Raw genomic sequence first — 14,199 nt, 5'->3', positions numbered from 1 at the left:
CGCGACAAGCCAGGATTTGCTATTACCGAACGTGAGGTGCTCATACCCCCTGGTCTGCTGGTAACTCTAACTTGATATAGGTTATTAGAAAATTACGCCGGTCATATCCTCAAAGCCCCAGTGAAAGGCCGAAATTCATATCAAATTGACGCCCGTCTAAGAAGACAGTGGGTATCGCTCTGATGCTGGGTGAACGGGTAAATGCTATTATGCCCCTCGGCAGAGTTTTTTGGAGGCCGAGGACTGTTTTGTAACGGAGGTTCTGGTTCGATTTCAGTTCGAGTTTAGGCGGCAGCGGTTTGGAGCTGCAAGCGGCGTTTCTGGATTGTTTGTTTCTTGATCCCCCTTCTCATCTTAAAGATATTCGCGCCCCGACCGTGATAGACATCGGCGGGTGTCAGGTTGTTGATGCTCTCGCGGTATTGGTCGTTGGTGTAGTGATCGACGAATGCGCCGATCTGACATTCGAGGTCGTCCGGCAAGAAGTAGTTTTCCAGGAGAACCCGGTTCGTCATTGCCTGATGCCAGCGCTCAATCTTGACCTGTGTCTGCGGGTGATGGGGTGCGTCTTCAACGTGGTGCATACCTTTATCGTCGAGATATTTGGCCAGATCGGCTGCGACGTAAGACGAGCCGTTATCGCTGAGTAGACGGGCTTCTGAGCAACCGTAGCACAGGTGCAGCCTGACGCCTCCAGTGCCAGAGCGTCGGTGACATCTCCAGCCTTCATCATGGTGCAAAGCTCTTGTGCAATGATATTGCGACTGTAATCGTCGAGGATGGTCGACCGGTAAAACCAACCCCAGCCAATGACTTCAAGATAGGTAAAGTCGGTCTGCCACAGTTCGTTCGGGCCGGTGGTCTTGTCGTGAAACTCATCCGCAGCCCGGATCACAACATGGGCCAGAGCTGTGATGAGGTTATCGGTCTTGAGAAGGCGCTAAGCGGATGTCTCGGACACAAGATACCGTTTCTCATCGGTGTATTTGACCGTCAACTCGCGGGGCGTCAGGCCCTCATGATCCAGCGCAAATTCAACGCCGTCTCTGCGGATGCCATTCTGGATACGTTTTCACACCGACCTCGGAAGGGAAGGGAAGGGAAGGGAAGGGTGATCAACAAGCGCGTCGATACCACCGTCAGCCCAATGTGCATACCGATCGTAAGGTGCTGCCGGGAACTTCGATCATCGCCTGTCGGGCGGTGTCACCAGCCAGCCGGCTCTTTCCAGCCTCAAGGAATTCCTTCGACAAGGAATAATACAGGCTCTTGGCAATGCCCTCCCGGCCGCAACGTGCAGCGATGCTATCCTCGCCAGAATAAGCCGCTATGGGTGAAAAAAAATTATCTACTCCAAGCACTTGCCGCTTACTGGTAGTTTGTCGTGGGATTTCGGGAAGAAACGGCCAAGCTTATCCATCTGATCGTCGGTCAACGGATGTAAGTCACCCTTGCGGTCGCTCTACGTCACGCTGCGATGCCGCATGACGGATCAGAGCTGCCTATTCAACCGATCGACGCGACTCGCTCATCGAAGTTTTCAGCGAGTGAGAAACAAGTCACGATCATCACTGGATCGGTCACTCTTCCGCTTGTGACACGGCCCTCTGATAAAGATGCCATGTGGTGTGTCCAAGGATCGGCAGGGTGAAGATCAAGCCAAGGAATGCAGGAACCAGCGACAACAGCATGGTGACCGAGATGATTGCTGCCCAGGTCAGCATCACGCCTGGGTTTTCCGTGACGGTGCGAACGGATGTAATCATAGCCGAAATGAAATCGATGTCCCGGTCAAGAAGCAGGGGCATCGCGATTACAGTCACCGTGAACAGGACAGCCGATAAAAACGCGCCTGAGCAGGTGCCAATTGCAAGAAAGGTCCACCCTTCTGGGGTGAAGAATACGGTGTTCAAAAACCCGCTGAAATCCGAGAAGGATGCATCCTGCAGTATGATCGCCAACCACAGCCGAATCTGGTACATCCACACCCAGAAAACGAACAGGGTGACAAAGGCCATCCAGCCCATTTCGCGCTTGCGTTGATTAAGCATGACAGTCAGGATTTCGGACCATCCGAAGTTTTCATTCTTTTGCAATCGACGGGACATTTCATAAAGCCCGGCTGCAGCGAAAGGCGCGACCAGTGGAAAGCCTATTATGGCGGGAATGATCATCCAGATCTTGCCAAGCCATACCAAGCTCCAAACAAACAGGATTCCGAAAACGGCATAGAACAGGCCGAAGAAACCGCTCATGAACGGACGAGCCAAAAAGTCGGAGAACCCGGCCTTCAGCGATGCGGTGATATCACCCCTATCCACCTTGTTGACCGTGGGAATGGCCTGTTGTTGTGGCATCGGATTGTCCGGTGGTGTGGAACCTGCGGTCTTGGATGTCATGGCATACTCCTCCCGAGGCAGGGCGCTCTGCTGGTCCGTTTGCGAAAAAGCCCGGCGGTGAAACGGACATCCCTCCTCTGTACGCAAGTTTGACTCAGTTGAGGCATTTCGGCAACGAGGGAGTATCGCAGCCAAGCCCGCAACGCCGAAAGGGAACCCTGATTAGGCTTCGGCGGCTCTACAATCGCTGGAAGCGATGAGGTGAGTAAGGTGCTTTTGCGGATGATGGCTGTTCCGAGGCCGTGGTCACGACGCGGATAGGTTTCGGGGCGCATAGAAAGACAATGGGATGAAAACCCGAATTGTCGGTCGAACGCAGCGCAAGCTGCCTGTGAAACATGGCAAACGACGCAACCGGACCGAGATCATGTTAGGCACGCTCAACGATTGGAGACACGTCGCAACCCGCTTTGATAGATGTCCAAGGTCTTTCACTCAGCCATCGCACTCGCTGCGACAGTCATCCAGTAGTTATAAGTCACTAGCTTTAAAAGCGAACTCCCCGCCGCTGAGATGGAACCAAGTTGTCCGGGCGCGCCGCAACGCTGTTTCGAGCGACTTCTGCAAAACCTGGATCGTTCACAATCCAATGGCGCAAAGTCTTTGCGATGGCTTCCCGTGTTTGGCGTGGCCCGTGCAAATAGTGAATCATCATTGCCTGGAAGATTGCGTCTTGGCTTTCGGCGCTTAGGCGAGGCGCGGTTGAGACTGCTGCGCTTACTTTATTCACGCCGTCCAATCCGTCCCTTTCAATAATTGCGGTTGCGTAGGCGCCAAGCAATCTATCCTGCGCGTGGGTCAGAGAACGTTCGAACCCTTGAAGCAGAAACTGTCCAGCGGCCTCGGAGTCGCTAAATCCAAGGGTGAGTATCTTAGCAGGTTTAAGGTACATCTCACGAGGATTGGAAAGGCTGCCCAAAAGTGTTTGTGTGTCTGAACTGGTGTCCAGGGTTTGCAGAATACTATACGGAGCCTGGTCAAGCTCGGTTAGGGCCATGTTCCGTATTGAAGGCTCTTTGTGGCTGAGAAGCGATCCGAAGAACTGGTAGCGGCTGATGCGCTGAGTTGACCAGGCCTCAAGATTCGAAAGGATATGCTGGAAAACCTGCTTGTTCGATGCGTCGATATAGGCCAAGCGCGCCCAATTTCCGGTCTCGGCGTTTTTTGCGAACAAGACCCTGCCGTCCGAATTGCTGCCAAGTTTTCTGCGTGTTGTACTGTCCACAAGAAACGGTATCTCTGCCTCGGTCAAATCTCCTTTGATCGCCTCGGAGGCTTTGTACTGAAAGGGCATGTCAGGGTCAGTTGTGGCCAGTACCACCACTGCTCCGTCCATCAGAGAGCTCACCACGCTTTCACGTGCCGACACTGCATGAAAACCGCATGGCATCGCCGCCATGGGCAGGAATGTCAGGGTGCAGGTTAACAGCACGGTTGAAACACAAGGTCTTTTCATCTGATCAAGCCTGAAAAACATGCGGAATATTCTAACATGCTTTCGTGGCCTAGCGTGATCAATTTGTTCGGCCGCCGTGCACCAGACAAGTGGTGCACGGGCGTGGTCGATCACCAGACAGAGGTGCATTGACGTTAGTCTCAGTCGCCCCACCAATGTAGTAAGGTCTGTCCGGCTATTCGTTTAAGTCGATGATTGAACTTGTGACTATCGGTCAATCCTTTCTGACATCACCGGCAAACCGCGCCGCGTTTTCCTTGGCAAAGGCGCTGGCATCGGCATTTTCGTCCCAAAAATGCGGGTTTGCCTTGGGAATGGTCAGTGCCTTTTGTACAGATGGGCGCGCGTCAATGCGGTCGAACCAGGCCTGAAGGTGAGGTAAGCCATCAACACTTGTGCGTGCCCAGACATAGGCGCGTGCCCATGGATAAACCATCATATCCGCGATCGTGTATTCCCCGGCGGCCAGCCATTCACGACCTTCCAGATGTGTGTTCAGAACCTCAAGCAGGCGTCGCGACTCATCGACATAGCGTTTGATTGAGAACGGTTCTTCATGTCCGTTGGGGGCCGCGATGTGCTGAAAATACATGGCCTGACCCATCATCGGACCGACATGGCCAACCTGAAAAAACATCCACTGCATCACCTCGGACCGTTTGACCGGGTCTGCGGGAAGGAACGCCCCGTATTTCTCAGCCAGGTGCCAAAGGATTGCACCGCTTTCAAAAATTGCACGCCCCTCGGCCCGGTCCACAATCACCGGGATTTTGCCGTTTGGGTTGAGTTTCAGATAGTCCGGCGTTTTCTGTTCCTGTTTCGAGAAATCGATAGAGGTCAGATCGTAGGGAATGCCAGCCTCTTCAAGGAAGATAACCGGCTTGTATCCGTTCATGGTGGCCGCGGTATATAGGTGGATATCAGGCCGGGACATAAGCGACCTCCGGGAAAACAGAGTTTAGGTGGGCATCAAACCGTTTGAAATCCGCTTCGATCTCGGGGTTTTTCATAACATCAAACGCGGCGAAGGTTGGTAATTGCTCCATGGCGAAGAACTTGGCGTTCAGATGAACCGGGCGCAGCAGGTCGTCGACGCTGCCGCCTTGAAAGAAGGGTTCTGACGGGGCATCGAACGCTTCTTTTGGTGCGTTGAATGTCACGGACAACATGTACTTGGTGCCCTTGAGTGTTCCGCCCATCCCATAATTCGCTTTTGGCGCCTCGGTCGTGCGGCCATCGCCAGCACATAAACGCCCATCCATTCCGGCGGTATAGACATCGTCCATGTACTTTTTGAACACCCACGGTGTTCCCATCCAATTCACCGGAAACTGCATGATGATCACATCGGCCCAAACATGCGACGCAACCTCGGCTTCGACGTCATACCCATCTGAAATGGTTGTCAGTCGCACTTCGTTTCCTTTTGCGGCCATGGCCTCTTGCGCCCTTTGCGCAAAGCTTGCGTTTAGCCTGCCAGGGGCAAATTCATAGGGCTGCGTACCGTTGATGATCAGAATGTTGCTCATGTCTGAAACCTCGTTCAATTGACTGATTGACGCTTGACTTGAAGCGGCTTGAAGGGAAAGTTGTGTTTCCTGAGATGGAAAAGCAACCAGTATACTTTTTGTAACCTGCCTTTATACCTACGGAGGTGCGCAATGCGGGCTCGGGTCGAAGATGATACCAAGGGACGAAGACAGGTTTACGAAGCCTGTACAGAGCCTTGTGCGATTGAGCGTGGCATGCGGATCATCGGCGGAAAATGGACGGGATCAATCTTGTGGCACCTAAAGGACGGTCCTGTACGTTTTAACGATTTGTCCCGAATGGTGGGCGGTGCCAGTAAAAAGATGATCACTGAACGTCTGCGCCAGCTTGAAGCGCAAGGGTTGGTGCGGCGTGAGGTGATGGATACTGCACCAATCTCAGTCCACTACGAGATAACCAAGAGGGGACGTACCGCGCTTGGGTTTTTGGACGCATTGCGTGAGTGGAGTGAGAGTCTGCCGCAGCATAACTCCGATGCCTGACCCACGTGTCTGTCCAAGGTGCGATTGGGGCAGAAGACCGTAAGGCACATTGCCTTATATTCAGGATTTGATCACCGGGACGCGTCGTGCGCCAAACATGTGATGACAGGACAAAAGCCGCAAAAGCGAGAAGCGCAAGCCAGCGCTTCCCGTTTGACGCCAGGGTTTAGAAATCCCAGTCTTCGTCTTCGGTCGCGACAGCCTTGCCGATGACATAGGAGGATCCCGAACCCGAGAAAAAGTCGTGGTTCTCACTGTCAGGGCTGAGCGCTGCCAGGATAGCCGGGTTCACCTCGGCAACCTCTGGTGGAAACAGCGCCTCGAAGCCAAGGTTTTGCAGCGCCTTGTTGGCATTGTAGTGCAGGAACACCTTTACGTCTTCGGTCAGACCGATCTCGTCATACAGTTCCTCAGTGTACTGATTTTCGATGTCGTAAAGCTCAAACATCAGCGAGAAGGCGTAGTCCTTAAGTTCCTGTTGCTCATCATCCGAAAGCTTTTCATAGCCGCGCTGGAATTTATAGCCGATGTAATAGCCATGCACGGCTTCATCCCGGATGATCAGGCGGATCAGGTCGGCGGTGTTGGTCAGCTTGGCGCGGCTGGACCAGTACATTGGCAGGTAGAAGCCGGAATAGAACAAGAAGCTTTCCAGAAACACAGACGCGATCTTGCGTTTCAGCGGATCATTGCCCGGAGCATAAGTGTTCAGGATTGCCTCGGCCTTGGCCTGCAGATGCGGGTTTTCTTCGGACCAGCGGAAGGCTTCGTCGATCTCTTTGGTCGAACAGAGCGTCGAGAAGATCGAAGAGTAGCTGCGCGCGTGCACCGCCTCCATAAAGGCGATGTTGGTCAGCACGGCCTCTTCATGGGGTGTCACAGCGTCGGGCATCAGGGCCGGGGCACCGACCGTGTTCTGGATCGTGTCCAGCAGGGTCAGGCCGGTAAAGACGCGGATGGTCAGCTGTTTTTCGTGATCCGTCAGCGTGGCCCAGCTTTGGATGTCATTAGACAGCGGTACCTTTTCAGGCAGCCAGAAATTCACCGTCAGTCGGTTCCAGACCTCAAGGTCCTTGTCATCTTCAAGCCGGTTCCAGTTAATCGCGCGGGGGATCTTGGTTTGAATCATGTCTTTCATTTCACTTCCCCTTACAACGAGCAGGATACGCAGCCTTGCACTTCGGTCCCTTCAAGGGCCTCTTGGCGCAGACGCACGTAGTAGATGGTTTTGATGCCTTTCCTCCACGCATAGATTTGCGCGCGGTTGATATCGCGGGTCGTGGCCTCGGCCGGGAAGAACAGGGTCAGCGAAAGGCCCTGATCGACGTGTTCGGTGGCTGCGGCATAGGTGTCGATCAGCGCCTCGGGGCCAATCTCATAGGCATCGCGGTAGTATTCTAGGTTATCATTGTTCATGAAAGCCGCCGGATAGTAGACACGGCCGATTTTGCCCTCTTTCCGAATTTCGATCTTTGACACAATGGGGTGGATCGAAGAGGTCGAGTTGTTGATATAGCTGATTGACCCGGTGGGCGGCACCGCCTGCAGGTTGCGGTTATAAAGCCCGTGCTTCATCACGTCGGCTTTTAGTTTGGCCCAATCGCCGCGTGTGGGCAGGGTCATGCCATCGAACAGAGCCTTCACCCTGTCGCTTTCCGGCAACCAGTCACGATTGGTGTATTTGTCAAAGAAGATACCCGAGGCATAATCTGACTCCTCGAACCCCTTGAACGGCGCGCCCCGCTCTTGCGCCAGATCGCAGGAGGTACGGATCGCGTGATAGGCCACAGCGGCAAAGTAAACAGACGTAAATTCAATGCCTTCCGTACTGCCATAGTGGATATGTTCGCGCGCAAGAAACCCGTGCAGGTTCATCTGCCCCAGACCGATGGCATGGCTTTCGTCATTGCCCCGGCGGACCGAGGGAACCGAGTCGATCGCCGACATCTCGGACACCGCGGTCAGCGCCCGGATCGCGGCCCCAACGGTACGCCCTAGATCACCACCGTCCATCGCCCTGGCGATGTTCAGCGAACCGAGGTTGCAGGAAATATCCGTGCCCAGATGCGCATAGCTGAGGTCATCGTTAAATTCCGATGCCTCATTCACCTGCAAAATCTCGGAGCACAGGTTCGACATGTTGATCCGGCCCGCGATGGGGTTCATCCGGTTCACCGTGTCTTCGAACATCACGTAGGGGTAGCCGGATTCGAACTGAATCTCGGCAATAGTCTGGAAGAATTCGCGCGCATTAACCTTGGATTTGCGGATGCGCTTGTCATCGACCATCTCGTGATACTTCTCGGAGACCGAGATTTCCGAGAACGGAACACTATAGACCTTTTCCACATCATGCGGTGAGAACAGGTACATATCTGCGTTCTTCTTCGCCAACTCAAAGGTGATATCGGGGATCACTACGCCCAGAGACAGCGTTTTGATACGGATTTTCTCATCCGCGTTTTCGCGCTTGGTGTCGAGGAACCGCATGATGTCGGGGTGGTGGGCGTTCAGATAGACCGCCCCGGCACCTTGTCGGGCACCCAGCTGGTTGGCGTAGGAAAAGCTGTCCTCCAGCAATTTCATCACCGGGATCACGCCCGAGGATTGGTTTTCGATCCCTTTGATCGGCGCACCATGTTCGCGGATGTTGGTCAGCAGCAGCGCCACTCCGCCGCCGCGTTTTGACAGTTGCAGGGCTGAGTTGATGCCGCGCCCGATGCTTTCCATATTGTCCTCAAGCCGCAACAGGAAGCATGAAATCAACTCCCCGCGCGAGGCCTTGCCTGCATTCAGAAAGGTTGGGGTCGCGGGTTGGAACCGGCCATCCAAAATCTCTTCCATGAAGGACATGGCCAACGCCTCATCCCCACGGGCCAGTGCCAGTGCGGTCATCACAACACGGTCTTCGTAACGCTCTAAAAAACGCTGCCCGTCACGGGTCTTCAGCGTGTATGACGTGTAATATTTGAACGCGCCCAGAAAGGTCGGAAAGCGGAATTTCTTGGCATAGGCCGCATCCCAGATTTTGCGCATGAAATTCTTGGAATACTGATCCAGAACGGCTTCTTCATAATAACCTTCAGTGACAAGATACCCCAGCTTTTCGTCCAGCGAGTGAAAGAAAACAGTATTCTGGTTCACATGCTGCAGAAAATACTGCCGCGCGGCCATGCGGTCCGCATCGAACCGGATTTTCCCCTCACCGTCATAGAGGTTCAGCATCGCGTTCAGCGCGTGATAGTCCTGCTCGTTTAGGCTGCTGTCGAGCATAGGTGTCTCCCTAGTTTCTCAAGCCCTGCGCGCACGCGGGCGATGTCGGTTTCGGTGCCGGCCAGCTCAAAGGAATACAGCAGTGGCACGTTGCATTTCTGGGCGATGATGCGACCGGCGAGGGCATAGGTCGCACCGAAATTTCGGTTCCCGGCGCCGATAACCCCAGCGATCCTGGCGCGCCTGTCCGGATCGTTCAGGAACTGAATGACCTGTTTCGGCACAGCGCCGCGCCCTTCGCCATCGGCATAAGTAGGGCAGATCAGAACATACGGATACATGGGGCGTGGCATCTGGTCCATCTGCATCGGAATGCGCAAAGCAGGCAGGCCCAGTCGCGTGACAAAGCGATGGGTATTTCCCGAATTTGATGAAAAATAGACCAGCGCCGGGCTCGGCGCCGCCACGGATCAGGCCAGCTGAGCGATCATGTCAGGCCGAAACCCGGACCAGTGATCGTTTCCGGCGACAACAACAGGAGCTTGACGATATCCCAGCTCGGTCACGTGGGTCATGGCGCTGTCATCCTGCGTCAGGTCAACCACGTCATATGTAATACCTTTTGCATCCAGCGCGCGGGTGGTGGCGGTACATTGCACGCATGCGGGTTTTGAATACACGGTAATGCTCATCTGTCCTCTGTCCTTTTCGTCAAAAGCCGAGGACGCCATCGCGCAGACCTTCCCTGCGCACGCCCCCGAACCCTCCGTTCGTGGTTATCGTTCTTGCTTGCGGCAGGTCTCCTGGCTCGCGGATCAACGTTCAGGCTGGCCTTCCCAAAAACACCGTTTCAGTGGCGTGTTCAGCCGAACTTTCCGCTTACAGTTGCGGGGGCAGCGCCGGAATTTCACCGGTTTCCCTCTTAGTTTTCGACCGGAATCGAAATCACCGAAGCAACTCCATATTGGGTATGGAAGTAAGGTGTTGTCAATATGTAGTATGCACTTCGTGTTAATTTCTTCGTTGGAGTCGGAGTATCAGACACGCCGCAGCCCCGCATTTCCCACAATCCAGAGTGCCATCTTTAAAAACCATTCACACGCTGGACAAGCCAGAAAAGCGACACACACCCGATGGCGTAGCCAGTGATCGACCTTGCAATGGAATCCGAACCTGATGGAACAGGGCGTATCACATGGCGCCATAGGAATAGCCCAAGTGAAAGGCTCGTAACAAAAACAAGCTGGCCCGCTTCGACCCCCAAATTAAAGGCCACAAGAGCGGTCGGAATATCCCCGGGAGGCAGGCCAATCTCGGTCAGGGCGCCGGCAAAGCCAAGCCCGTGCAAAAGGCCGAAACAAAAGCAGACAATCCAGGGAAATTGCTCGGACAACCTGACTTCGCCGTCTTTATGTTTGAGGATTTCCAGCGCCATAAACACGATTGAAAGGGCGATCACGGCCTCGACCGGGGCGGACGGAACGTGCAACACACCAAGCGTGGCCAGCGCCAGCGTAATCGAATGCGCCACGGTAAAAGCTGTCACAGCCCCGATCAAGCGCCATGGATCACGCACCAGAACAAACAGGGCGAAAACGAACAGGAGGTGGTCCAAACCTTCCAGGATATGCTCGAAGCCAAGCCAGAAGTAACTTACGAAAACGGATGAGGTGGATGCATCTTCTGGCAGGTTCAGAACAGTCGTCTCAGGCGTAAATCGCAATGTTGCAGCCGTGGCGTCCAGGGGTTGATACCGCAACAAAACGTCGTTGCGCTGCCGTTCCAGGCCCTGAATAGTCACAGCCTGACCGGCGATTTGGGTGTTGCACGCGGCGATCCACGAAGAAACCCAAGCGGCTGTGTCGAAAAAGGGCTGCGGGCCCTGCGCCGGAGTGCAGGACGAAGGCAGAATGGCGTCGATCTGCATCGGTTGCCCATTTACATCTGGTATGCGCCAAAACACCTGCCATGAACCGGGCGCAAGCTGTTTCAGGTCCAGATATCCGGGGTCAAGGGCATGCGCATGGCCGGTTTTAGGCAGGCAGACCAGCCATATCGTCAGCATCAAACCAAGCAGCCCCTTCATTCCTGAGGGTCCGGTGTTTGAATGCGGTATTGCGCGGCAAGGCTTTCATACTGCGCCTCAGCCAGTTCCTGCGCTGTGTCGCGGCGCCATGCAGCCAAAACTTCTTCTCGAATCTCATTCAAAGGCGGCAGGACTTGTGGCCGTGTTTCGGTAATCCTGACAAGGTGCTGCCCATAACCAGATTGGATCGGACCAACCCACTCGCGCGGCTCCAACATAAACAGCGTGTTTGAAAATCCCTGACCGAACGTGCCATCGATGGCACTTGAAGCTGACAGTGGTAAAGAGCTTGGCATCAAAGATCTCAGGCCGATCTCAGGCCAATCCTCACCTGCTTGCAGTTCGGAAAATGCCCTGTCGATCTCATCCGATACTGGTTGAGCGCCAAGAAAAATCTGATCGAATGCAATCTGCGCCGGCACCGTAAACCGCGCGGCATTTTCCGCGAGATATGTGTTAAGCGCATCGTCCTCGGGGACCACGGATGACGCAATCCCATCGAACAGGAAATTCATCTTTTGCGCCAGTCGCGCCCGGACAATCTGATCTCCGCGATCCAGCCCCAGCTTGCGCGCCTCGCGCACGAGAACCTCTTCACGTATCCTTGCGTCAATCAAGGCCTGTAATTCATCATTGCGTGGCGCGCGTTTCCAGGTGGTTTCAAAACGGGCCGCCAAAAGGTCAACTTCGCCATTGTCGATCACTATCGTCTCGGACCGATCAGGTGTTTCGCCCGTTTGGCCGACCAGAGAAAACCAGCCAAATATGGCTGCTCCAATCAGAACGAAGTGAAGCAGGGGCTCTTTCAAAATGCGCATGAACAGTCCTGAAACCAAGTCGTTGCTTGCGTCAATCGTAGGGTCGGGCTGTGGCGTAAGTCAAATGGCTGATGGGCGGGTTCTTCATGAAAACCAATGCTGTGACCCAGTGTCGAGATGTTTCATGGAACGCCTCGACGCGGGTGTGCGTCCTGGCTGTTTCATTCACCGGGCGTGTACCAGATCGGCGAGGAATAGGCGCGTTCCTGATGGATCAGCTGCGCCTCTGCTGGCAGGTCAACGCCAAAGCGCAGCTTGTCATACAGAACCCAGCGCGGGGTTGGAATTTCAAGAACCCGCGCATAGTAAAAGGCGCGCTCATCCGGGTTGAAATCGGGGTCGGTCCAGACCGTGATCAATTCGGACGTGCCGATCGTGTTCGTCCAGCTTGCGGTATCCAAATCCACGGTGTTGCCGACCTCGGGCAGGTTGCCATCCGCATCTATGACACGATCATCAGACCAGGCCACGTTGTACACCTTTTCTTGCAGCGTACCGTCAGTATCAAGCCAGCCTTTGACGACCTGAACCCGATCCAGATTGGCCCCGATCGGGTCACGCAACGCTCCGATCAGAAAAGTCGGGGCACCATCCCCTTCGCGGGGGCGCAGATCACTGCCCATGGGCACGCCCTTGGTATAGCCGACTTTGGCAATGAATCGGGTTTCAAGATCGCTGTCATCGAACTCCCAGCCGCCAAAGAACCGCAGGCCTATCCGAGGGCCGGTCGTTGCATAGGTCTCGCGCCGCTTGAACGCATCGAAGATTGCGGCGCGCGTGTTGTCGGTGGCCCACACGGCGGTATATCCGGATGCAACCAGCGTGTGGCCTTCGATAACGCCTTTATCGCTTTCGACAAACGGGTGCAGTACCCGCGTGGCCGAAGGTTCGGCGCTAACGGATTTGCCGAAATAGTTCTCTTCTTCCGCGGTGGCAAGGGATGTGTGGCTGTCAGTGGCGCCGCCCATTCCGAACTTATAGGGGTTCACGCCGAACTTCTCTTCCAGCGCCAAGCCCCGTTTCAGGGCTTCGCGGGCATATTCGCCCGCCAGCATGTCATCTGTCTTCAATTCGCTTATGTCGAGGTTGCCGACATCCCAGTTTTCATAATCGGCGAAGGGATCATCCGGGCTGAGGAAAGGGTGCGCTTCACCATCGCCCTTGATTTGCGTGACCTCGTAATGCGGTTCCCACTTGGCGCGGTTGCTTACGTATTCCTCATCAACCTTTCCGCCGTGATAGGTGTCTTCGGTCGGGAACATCCAACCGTTTGACAGGTTGCCGTTATGCGCAAAAGCGATGGCACGACCGCCGGTTTCTGACTGATATTCCTCAAGCCAGGCATAGAGCGCCTTCGGATCGGTATCTCCATATGGGGGTTGTGTTACGGGCGGCACCATCTGTAGCGCCCGGATCGGACCATCGCGCAGCATGACGTTGCGGTGCAGGTTGAACCCTTTTGGGACCGAGGTCCATTCAAACCCTATAAATGCGGTGAAATTGCCGGGATCATTATGGCGTTCGGCGGCCAGTACAATCTGTTCCCACGTGAAAGCAAACGCATCGGCACCCGGGCTGTAGGATTCCAAGAGAAGCTCTGGCAAGGTCATCTGCGAAAAGTTGGTGATGATATCGAACGCCGCTTTCGCTGCATCTTCGCCGCCGGCCGTGTAGCCCTCATACCATTCCAACCCTTTAGGTTCTGCCAGAACTCCGGGCTTGCCTGCCTGCAAGTCAGGGGCAAAGCCCATCAGGTCGGTGTGATCGGTCAACACCATCCAGTCCAGCGGTCTGGCCAGTCGCACCGGCTGACCAGTTGAAGAAATAACTTGTTCACCTTTTGCGAAACGCCATGCCTCGTCCGGCAGCAGCGTATTGCCAAAAGCCCCGGCATCCAGCGACAGGCCGGTGTGCAAATGGGTGTCCCCCCACAATGGCCGTTCGGGGAAAGCCCGGTTGGCATAGGGCGAATACGGGGTTTCGGTAAACAGGCCCTCGGCGGCTTCCTCGCTGGGAACGGCATCCGTATTTGCATAGGCGGGACCCAAGGAAAGCGTGAGAAAACAGACGGTCAACCGAAGCATGTGAAACCCCCTTTTGCAGTTTTTGCGTGTTCAACTCAAAAATGCTGTGTGTATAAATCTAAACATAACAATAACATTGTATTTTGATGTGTGGTAAAAAAACTTTGGCG

The 14,199-nt window shown here is 54.7% G+C and carries 12 protein-coding genes, 2 pseudogenes and 1 riboswitch; of the genes and pseudogenes, 2 read left to right on the top strand and 12 right to left on the bottom strand.

Translation table 11 applies throughout. From position 1 onward, the window contains the following. Positions 1-284: 284 nt before the first annotated feature. Positions 285-1,316 (bottom strand): annotated as a pseudogene (locus LCM21_RS18815) (transposase); the annotation flags it as partial. A 264-nt stretch (positions 1,317-1,580) separates the two neighbouring features. Continuing rightward, positions 1,581-2,399, bottom strand: a complete 819-nt coding sequence (locus LCM21_RS18810) for a DUF2189 domain-containing protein (protein WP_224891969.1) — start codon at positions 2,397-2,399, stop codon at positions 1,581-1,583. Positions 2,400-2,625: 226 nt separating this feature from the next. Between LCM21_RS18810 and LCM21_RS18805 the strand changes: the two are divergent. Next, positions 2,626-2,870: pseudogene (locus LCM21_RS18805) on the top strand (IS5/IS1182 family transposase); the annotation flags it as partial. Positions 2,871-2,886: 16 nt separating this feature from the next. On the opposite strand, the gene LCM21_RS18800 reads toward LCM21_RS18805, so the two are convergent. The 3 genes from LCM21_RS18800 to LCM21_RS18790 form a co-directional block, all read right to left on the bottom strand. Then, positions 2,887-3,855, bottom strand: a complete 969-nt coding sequence (locus LCM21_RS18800; protein WP_224891968.1) for a hypothetical protein — start codon at positions 3,853-3,855, stop codon at positions 2,887-2,889. A 214-nt stretch (positions 3,856-4,069) separates the two neighbouring features. Next, positions 4,070-4,789, bottom strand: coding sequence for a glutathione S-transferase family protein (locus tag LCM21_RS18795; protein WP_224891967.1), 720 nt, complete (start codon positions 4,787-4,789; stop codon positions 4,070-4,072). Beyond that, positions 4,776-5,384, bottom strand: coding sequence for an NAD(P)H-dependent oxidoreductase (locus LCM21_RS18790; RefSeq protein WP_224891966.1), 609 nt, complete (start codon positions 5,382-5,384; stop codon positions 4,776-4,778). The genes LCM21_RS18795 and LCM21_RS18790 overlap by 14 nt, the downstream gene beginning before the upstream one ends. Before the next feature lie 132 nt (positions 5,385-5,516). Here LCM21_RS18790 and LCM21_RS18785 point away from each other — a divergent pair, with 132 nt between their 5' ends. Next, the gene (locus LCM21_RS18785; protein WP_224891965.1) at positions 5,517-5,888 is read left to right on the top strand and encodes a winged helix-turn-helix transcriptional regulator; all 372 of its coding nucleotides are present in this window, start codon (positions 5,517-5,519) and stop codon (positions 5,886-5,888) included. A 166-nt stretch (positions 5,889-6,054) separates the two neighbouring features. Here the strand turns inward: LCM21_RS18785 and nrdF are convergent, their stop codons facing one another. The 7 genes from nrdF to LCM21_RS18750 all read right to left on the bottom strand — a co-directional run bounded on the left by nrdF (position 6,055) and on the right by LCM21_RS18750 (position 14,089). Continuing rightward, a complete protein-coding gene (nrdF, locus tag LCM21_RS18780) occupies positions 6,055-7,026 on the bottom strand; it encodes a class 1b ribonucleoside-diphosphate reductase subunit beta (RefSeq protein WP_224891964.1) in 972 nt (323 codons plus the stop codon). A gap of 11 nt (positions 7,027-7,037) precedes the next feature. Continuing rightward, a complete protein-coding gene (gene nrdE / locus LCM21_RS18775; RefSeq protein ID WP_224891963.1) occupies positions 7,038-9,161 on the bottom strand; it encodes a class 1b ribonucleoside-diphosphate reductase subunit alpha in 2,124 nt (707 codons plus the stop codon). Next, positions 9,143-9,547: a class Ib ribonucleoside-diphosphate reductase assembly flavoprotein NrdI gene (gene nrdI, locus LCM21_RS18770; protein WP_224891985.1), complete on the bottom strand. Its 405-nt coding sequence runs from the start codon at positions 9,545-9,547 to the stop codon at positions 9,143-9,145. The genes nrdE and nrdI overlap by 19 nt, the downstream gene beginning before the upstream one ends. A gap of 24 nt (positions 9,548-9,571) precedes the next feature. After that, positions 9,572-9,793 carry a glutaredoxin-like protein NrdH gene (nrdH, locus tag LCM21_RS18765; RefSeq protein ID WP_068340216.1) on the bottom strand — a complete coding sequence of 74 codons (222 nt, stop codon included), beginning with the start codon at positions 9,791-9,793 and terminating at the stop codon, positions 9,572-9,574. A gap of 83 nt (positions 9,794-9,876) precedes the next feature. Continuing rightward, positions 9,877-10,069: riboswitch (cobalamin riboswitch) on the bottom strand. A 116-nt stretch (positions 10,070-10,185) separates the two neighbouring features. Then, entirely contained in the window at positions 10,186-11,187 is a 1,002-nt protein-coding gene (locus tag LCM21_RS18760) for a HupE/UreJ family protein (protein ID WP_224891962.1), read from the bottom strand. Then, positions 11,184-12,005 (bottom strand): peptidyl-prolyl cis-trans isomerase, encoded by an 822-nt coding sequence (locus tag LCM21_RS18755; RefSeq protein WP_224891961.1) that lies wholly within the window; start codon positions 12,003-12,005, stop codon positions 11,184-11,186. The genes LCM21_RS18760 and LCM21_RS18755 overlap by 4 nt, the downstream gene beginning before the upstream one ends. Before the next feature lie 161 nt (positions 12,006-12,166). Then, positions 12,167-14,089, bottom strand: a complete 1,923-nt coding sequence (locus LCM21_RS18750) for a DUF3604 domain-containing protein (RefSeq protein ID WP_224891960.1) — start codon at positions 14,087-14,089, stop codon at positions 12,167-12,169. Positions 14,090-14,199 lie beyond the last annotated feature (110 nt).

The organism is Ruegeria profundi, assembly GCF_020171505.1.
Classification (GTDB): Bacteria; Pseudomonadota; Alphaproteobacteria; order Rhodobacterales; family Rhodobacteraceae; genus Ruegeria; species Ruegeria profundi.
The sequence above is the reverse complement of the archived record's forward strand: the minus strand, read 5'-3'. Positions and strand labels throughout refer to the sequence as shown.